We start from the raw sequence: 6,222 nt of genomic DNA, 5'->3' as shown, positions 1-6,222 counted from the left end.
CGTCATCTCCACACTTCCAATCTATATTGTCTAATATAGATTATCCGTTATTAGTGGGGAATTTTTAAACGGTATTATCGAGGATTTTAACAGCGATTATGACAAGGCTGCTTTTTTTTGCTTATTAGAGACAATTAAACACCAAAATGAATCATCCATTTATCCATTTTTATTGCTTCCTCAATTTTTACCATCAATTGTTCAAGTTCTTCCGATTTGTACTTATCATTTGCCTCACTCACAATTTTCAAAAAGTAAGCATGAGAACTCGGTGGTATCAATGTTATTCCGTAATAGCAGAGATCATTATACGGTCTATCTGGACTATTTGCGAATGTTTGTAATTTTTCTATTTTTTCATCAAAATCAGTATTACATAAGTCGTCAATAAAATCTCCATCTATGGTTATACAATCACCTATTTTAGGGTAATATCCATTGTCTTCTGCTTCTATTTCTTCTATATCCGCAATTATTCCAAACTCATGTACATAAGGCATCTTAACCACTCCTTCATCTTACCGAATATATACCGATGTTATATTAAACTTCTATGAATCTCTATATAATGTTCCCAAAGTAGCTAATACAAAAAATAGTCGTACCTATTCGATTGAGCCTCCAAAAATGACATTTGGAAACGTTATACTGCTAATCTTATATTTTCTGCTTCACAACGCAGTTTAAAAAAGTCTTGTATTAATGTGTGTTCATTTGTCATTGTGTCCTTCATCCTTAGTAATGTTCTTTTTCCAACACGTCTGTCCAAAAGACATAATATTTTAAGCAGAATGTCATTTGACTGTAAACATTCCTCAATTGGCATGTCAAAATATATTTCTAATGCAGAAAAGAAATCGTATTGTCCGTAAATGGCTTCTTCTTTCAACTGTTGATACGCTTGCTCTTGAATGGCTAAAATATTCACTCGGTCTTCGGAGTCAAAATCATCCAACTGTTGTTGAATTGATCGTTCTCGGTAATATTCCTCTCGCTCTGCTGTAATTGTACACATATTTAACTTCTCTATTTTATCTACTGTAATGACAGTTCTACCCAGTTGGTCGTGAGCACGTCGATAATTAATCACTTGAAAGTCTACTCTTGAACGCAAAGATTCACAGGTGAAGCTTTTCAAGCGTTTTTTTGCTTTACTCCATTTTGCACTATACAATAAAAAAAACCTCCTGAATTTATGTGTATTAATTATAAATCATACATCTAAAATCCGCTTCTTAGGAAACAAAATCTCTCAAATTCCTTAACCACCGATAACATTTTTTCTTAGGTACTTTCATGCATCGTGATATTAAATAGAAAAGCCACGATCATTTATTCGTGACTTTTTTACATATTATATAAGTTCTTACTGGACTCAAAATTTAAACTTTAAGTAAAACTTTCCCTTCGTAATTACGACTTTCAATTAGTTGATGTGCTTCTGCTGCATCACTTAATTTAAATATGTGTGCTATCGGTAGATTGAGCTGTTTAGAATCGAATAGTTCGATTACTTTTTTTGCAATTGGCGCTAATCGCTCGGGATGATATTTTCTCGTTATCCCTAGACTAAAGCCCTTAATATTTCTGCAGCTACTATGAACATCACTTGTTTTAAATGTACCCACTTTATCACTACTATTACCAAATTGCACAAGTGTACCATATAAAGCTAAGCATTCTAAACTCTCGCTTGTAATATCACCCGCAACCGAATCAAAAATGACATTCGCACCTTCATTATTCGTTTGCTTTAACACTTCCTCTTTAAACGTTTCGTACGTACATACCACATCTGCCCCTAATTTTTTCACATAATTCGCTTTTTCTAAATTGCCCACTGTCGCAATGATTTTTTCAACACCTGCTAATTTTGCCAATTGTACGAGCATCGAACCAACACCACCAGCAGCACTATGAATAACAAGAACATCTGTTTTTGTTATTTGTCCGATTTCATGTAACAGCATGTACGATAAAATTGATACAGTTGGCATGGCTGCAGCTTGTTCAAATGACAAACTATCTGGAATCTTAAAAACTAACTTTTCATTTGCAATCACATATTCTGCATATGAACCATTTTTAGAAAAAGCAATGACACGATCCCCTATCGAAAAAGGCGAATTAGTATCCGTTTCAACAATTGTCCCAGCAACGTCTAAACCTAAAATTAAAAGGAAATTGCCTGTTCCTTTATTTCCAATACGTGTTTTAATATCTGCATAATTGATACTCGTAAAAGTTGATTTAATTAAACATTCTTGGTCTTTGATTTTTGGCGTTTCAATCTCTTCATATGAAAGTACACTTGCATCGCCAAACTTCTGTTGTACAATCGCTTTCATTTCAAATCACTTTCCTATTCATTTACAACTACTTTCACTCTAAAATAGAACACTATTTGCACGCAATGTCACTCTTATAGTTACTAAATCACCCTATAAGTAAGCATATTTAATTGGCTCCATTCCTTGTCTAACTGTGATTTCGAAAGAATTTTCCAAGGATTAAATATGGTTTGACCATGCTTATTGAAAAATAGATTTTCTCCAATACAGTAAGCCGCATGTTGTATGACACCATCTGTATCTTGCCAAACAGCTACGTCACCTTTTACTAAAGTCTTTGTTTCTATATTTTGATAGTGGCATTGTTTAAGCTTTTCTAAAAATGTATTTTGATGAATCCATTCATCAATAATCCAGGAGCATTTTCCTTCTGTAACAGCATAAAGTACTGCTGCTAAACAATTTGACCCTTGTTTTGTACCAAATGTATTCGCAAATTTACGTAGAAAAATTGGAGCATTCACAGGAAGTTCTTTACATTCTCCTTTATCCCACCACTCATATACCATTGTTTCGAGTAGCTGCACCTTAGTGGACGAGCTCATTTTTTCCCACATAGCTCGTTGCAATATAATATGGCCTTCATGGATATAATCATCTGGCACATCCTGACGATTTTGAATAAATGAAAGGGGAACGGTCATACCTCGCTCACATTGAAGTTGAGCCATTAAAATCGTTGTTCTTTCAGCATTTGATAATTGCTCAATCCAATCACTTTCCGCAATGATCACGTACTGTGCTCGTTTTATATTCCAGTATTCATAACTATTCGTGTAGTGAATTTGGTTATAGGTACTATGATTGAAAAACTCATCAATAGGCATCGCAAGAATGGCGAACGTATTTCGTTAGTTTTTTGTATTGCTCCTCTGTTAAAAAGAATACATCCTTCTCTGGTACATAATTCGCAATCCATGCTGTAATTACAGTTGGTGTCGGTTTTATTTGCATTGGCTTTTGCTCCTTCATTTAAGTCTCTCTTTATTAGGGTGAAAATAATTAGTAACTGTTTTATTCTTATAGAACATTATTAATTATGTAGTTTAATAACCATCTTACTATGTTAAAATTACTGCAGCCTTGTCTTAAAGGAGGAGTTTGATGGAAAAACTCGGCAATTGGATAATTGTATTTTTAGGTGTTGTAGTTACTTTAAGTTTAAGTCTACTATCAAGCGTAAATCTTAGTGGGAGTAGCGAATTAAATACTCAAAAGATAGATAAAAATATAGAAAAGTTAAAAGATTATTCTTGGTTTAATGACTTATATGAAAATGAAAAACATCATCGTTCATTTTTTGTAAGCTTAAAAATTAGAAAGTATTTAGAAGGCTCTTGGCGTGTATCTAAATTAATTCGAAGTGAAAAAGCGCAAGTAAAGTTTATTGTTATGCTAGAAGAAGTGGCTCGACTTCGAAATGAAGAATAACAATGCCTTATTCGAAAATGTTATTTGAATTGTATTATTTAGATTGTTTTCTTCAATTCTAATTCATCGTTTAATGGGATCCCATCATTGCCTATTAAAGGAATTGAGGCTTTTATTTTTCGGGCTTCATTTACAGCGTCAGGAATAATAGAGGTAATCCTGTAGCCTCTTTTTTGATAAAATCTTAAAGCATTTAGATTATCATTTGTAGTTACTAAACGTACGATATTTATTTGTTTTTGCTTCGCTACATTTTCGACCTTTTCAATTAGAGCTGTACCAATACCTTTCCCCTCTAAAATACTATCTAATGAAATGATTTCAATCTCATTATCTTTGATAACATATGTAATTAGACCAGCAATCTGGTCATTTTCTTCAAAAATAAATCCATCTAAGTTTTCACACGTATAGATACCTGTTGAAATAACCATTTCAGAACTTCCCCAATGTTCATTGAAAAATGCTATTACTTTATCTCTATTTTCGCTATTTATCTGTTCTATCAAGTAAATCACCCTGTTTCTACTAAATTCGGTTACTCAATAAATATACATATTTTAACTATTTTAATCAAAAGAAAAATTGGACACAGAACGCTGCTTGGAAACAAAACATTTCCAATTTTATAATTATCGATGATACTTTTTCTTGCATACTTTCATGAATCAGAATGTTAACTAGAAAAGCTGAGAATCATTGATTTAACAATGATTCTCAGTTTTTTAATATTACTAAACTTTTATTTGGAAACGTTTTTTGTTTTCTTTATGTATAAGTTATAATAATTTTAATAATAGAATATGGAGGAGTCATTTTGAGTATTGCAACTTATATTGGTTTAAATTTCGAAGTAGAAATTAGTGATGAAATAAATGATTTACCAATAGAAATTATATATGGTTTTTCAGAGGAAGAACATCGTATAGCTGTGAGAGAATCGCATTTTAACACACCCTTTGTTTATGAAGTATGGGAAGAAGCATCTACATCATTTAAAGAGATGACAGAGACCAGCAAACAATACTATCCACAAGATTTCAAAGAAGCAAAATAAGCATTTATTCATTTATGCGAATTTTTAAATGAATTAATTCCTGAAGGAGATTATTGTGAAATTTTTATATGTTGGTTAGATGATGAAAGGAAGCCTGCGGAACATCAAGTATTCATTGATTTAAAGAACCCTGTTATTGAACCATTGAAACAGTATGAGGAATGCTATATTAAATTCTCTAAATAATGAAAACAGCCTCTCAAACAAGGCTGTTTTCGTTACCAAAGTGTCATTTGAGGACGTTATTTATATAAATTCAACGCTCAAAATTTAGTCGATATTGTATTAACCGACTATTTTCTCCTAAGTAAATTTCAGAACCTATTCTACTTACTTCTTCAAATCCAATTCGTTCAAGCATTTTTCTTGAACGAATATTTGTTTCGTGTGTTTCAGCTTTAAAGGCTTTAATACCTAAGTCGGCTGAGGCAAATTCTATTGTGCGATGTGCAGCTTCAAATCCAATTCCTTTACCCCACAATGAACTTTCTCCAATTGCAATTCCTAACTCCGCTGAATCATTTGAGAGATTAGCAAGGTCTGTATAACCAATTAATTTTCCATCAAACTCAATTCCCATACGGACAAAGCTTTCAGAAGGATTATTTACACATTTAATCCACCAAGAATAAACCTCATTAGAATCTCGATTTAGTTCCCATTGGTTAGCTAGACAGAACGTTTCATTTTGGCTCCACCTTAAAACAGCATCATAATCGGAGATAGCAATGGGTCTTATTTTGATAGAATATGTATTTTTGTCATTAGTCATTTGTATCACCTCTATTTTATTATCGTTCCCAAAGCGCTGTTTGGGAAACAAAATCACTCTAATTCCGTAAGTGCCGATAACACCCCTTTACATGAATTGCTCATACAATTTAAATACAAAAAGGCAGCTTAATCAGCTGTTTTTTTGCATCTAGCTATACTTGCCTAGTCTCCTAAATCGTATTTTAATTTTGAATGATAATAATCTAAATCAAACTCAAAATTTATTAATTTTTCTAAATCATAACTTTTTTGTTTATAGATTTCCTTCATATATTGTAAGAAAATATAACGACAAGTGTAGAGTTCACTTATACCATATGTATCTTCTCGTAATTCAACATACTCAATTTCATCACCTAAAGAGTCATGTGTAATGGCTTCGAATTCTAAATTCGTATGCCACATGAAATCTAAAAAGCCTTGTAAGACTGCTTTTTTATATGCAGTTAATGAAAAAGTGGCTACTCTTTCAGCGGCATAATCAAATTCCACGGTTTTTTCATGAGATAGATTGTCAAATTAACTGCACCACTTCACATTCAAATGCATCCTGTGTGGTATTCCAGTTGAGGCACTTTCTTGGTCGATTGTTGATCAATGAAAGTGCTT

10 protein-coding genes are annotated in these 6,222 nt (G+C 32.5%); 2 read left to right on the top strand and 8 right to left on the bottom strand.

Annotated features, from left to right (window positions below; translation table 11 throughout):
* Positions 1-134: 134 nt before the first annotated feature.
* The 5 genes from ACFSY7_RS10700 to ACFSY7_RS10680 form a co-directional block, all read right to left on the bottom strand.
* Positions 135-500, bottom strand: coding sequence for a hypothetical protein (locus ACFSY7_RS10700; RefSeq protein ID WP_380147820.1), 366 nt, complete (start codon positions 498-500; stop codon positions 135-137).
* Positions 501-643: 143 nt separating this feature from the next.
* Positions 644-1,174: an SF0329 family protein gene (locus ACFSY7_RS10695; RefSeq protein ID WP_380147819.1), complete on the bottom strand. Its 531-nt coding sequence runs from the start codon at positions 1,172-1,174 to the stop codon at positions 644-646.
* Positions 1,175-1,382: 208 nt separating this feature from the next.
* On the bottom strand, positions 1,383-2,348 hold the full coding sequence (locus tag ACFSY7_RS10690) for a quinone oxidoreductase family protein (protein WP_380147818.1): 966 nt from the start codon (positions 2,346-2,348) through the stop codon (positions 1,383-1,385).
* 83 nt (positions 2,349-2,431) lie between these two features.
* A complete protein-coding gene (locus ACFSY7_RS10685; RefSeq protein WP_380147817.1) occupies positions 2,432-3,178 on the bottom strand; it encodes a hypothetical protein in 747 nt (248 codons plus the stop codon).
* Positions 3,168-3,305: a hypothetical protein gene (locus ACFSY7_RS10680; RefSeq protein ID WP_380147816.1), complete on the bottom strand. Its 138-nt coding sequence runs from the start codon at positions 3,303-3,305 to the stop codon at positions 3,168-3,170. Before ACFSY7_RS10680 ends, ACFSY7_RS10685 begins: the two co-directional genes overlap by 11 nt.
* 150 nt (positions 3,306-3,455) lie before the next feature.
* On the opposite strand from ACFSY7_RS10680, the gene ACFSY7_RS10675 reads away from it, so the two are divergent.
* A complete protein-coding gene (locus ACFSY7_RS10675; RefSeq protein WP_380147815.1) occupies positions 3,456-3,782 on the top strand; it encodes a nitrite reductase in 327 nt (108 codons plus the stop codon).
* Positions 3,783-3,820: 38 nt separating this feature from the next.
* Here the strand turns inward: ACFSY7_RS10675 and ACFSY7_RS10670 are convergent, their stop codons facing one another.
* Positions 3,821-4,288, bottom strand: a complete 468-nt coding sequence (locus ACFSY7_RS10670) for a GNAT family N-acetyltransferase (RefSeq protein ID WP_380147821.1) — start codon at positions 4,286-4,288, stop codon at positions 3,821-3,823.
* Between the two features lie 311 nt (positions 4,289-4,599).
* On the opposite strand from ACFSY7_RS10670, the gene ACFSY7_RS10665 reads away from it, so the two are divergent.
* Positions 4,600-4,839 carry a hypothetical protein gene (locus ACFSY7_RS10665; protein WP_380147814.1) on the top strand — a complete coding sequence of 80 codons (240 nt, stop codon included), beginning with the start codon at positions 4,600-4,602 and terminating at the stop codon, positions 4,837-4,839.
* A 256-nt stretch (positions 4,840-5,095) separates the two neighbouring features.
* Here ACFSY7_RS10665 and ACFSY7_RS10660 read toward each other — a convergent pair whose 3' ends face one another.
* Both ACFSY7_RS10660 and ACFSY7_RS10655 read right to left on the bottom strand, forming a co-directional pair.
* Positions 5,096-5,611, bottom strand: coding sequence for a GNAT family N-acetyltransferase (locus ACFSY7_RS10660; RefSeq protein ID WP_380147813.1), 516 nt, complete (start codon positions 5,609-5,611; stop codon positions 5,096-5,098).
* Positions 5,612-5,775: 164 nt separating this feature from the next.
* Complete coding sequence (locus ACFSY7_RS10655) at positions 5,776-6,105, bottom strand: hypothetical protein (RefSeq protein ID WP_380147812.1); 330 nt, start codon at positions 6,103-6,105, stop codon at positions 5,776-5,778.
* Between the last annotated feature and the right edge of the window lie 117 nt (positions 6,106-6,222).

Source organism: Kurthia populi, from assembly GCF_042686175.1.
Lineage (GTDB): Bacteria > Bacillota > Bacilli > Bacillales_A > Planococcaceae > Kurthia > Kurthia populi.
The sequence above is the reverse complement of the archived record's forward strand: the minus strand, read 5'-3'. Positions and strand labels throughout refer to the sequence as shown.

What these genes read in the sequence shown, in the direction of transcription:
- ACFSY7_RS10700 (WP_380147820.1), bottom strand. Translation starts at nt 500, where the DNA reads ATGCCTTATGTACATGAGTTTGGAATAATTGCGGATATAGAAGAAATA.
- ACFSY7_RS10690 (WP_380147818.1), bottom strand. Translation starts at nt 2,348, where the DNA reads ATGAAAGCGATTGTACAACAGAAGTTTGGCGATGCAAGTGTACTTTCA.
- ACFSY7_RS10685 (WP_380147817.1), bottom strand. Translation starts at nt 3,178, where the DNA reads ATGCCTATTGATGAGTTTTTCAATCATAGTACCTATAACCAAATTCAC.
- ACFSY7_RS10680 (WP_380147816.1), bottom strand. Translation starts at nt 3,305, where the DNA reads ATGCAAATAAAACCGACACCAACTGTAATTACAGCATGGATTGCGAAT.
- ACFSY7_RS10675 (WP_380147815.1), top strand. Translation starts at nt 3,456, where the DNA reads ATGGAAAAACTCGGCAATTGGATAATTGTATTTTTAGGTGTTGTAGTT.
- ACFSY7_RS10660 (WP_380147813.1), bottom strand. Translation starts at nt 5,611, where the DNA reads ATGACTAATGACAAAAATACATATTCTATCAAAATAAGACCCATTGCT.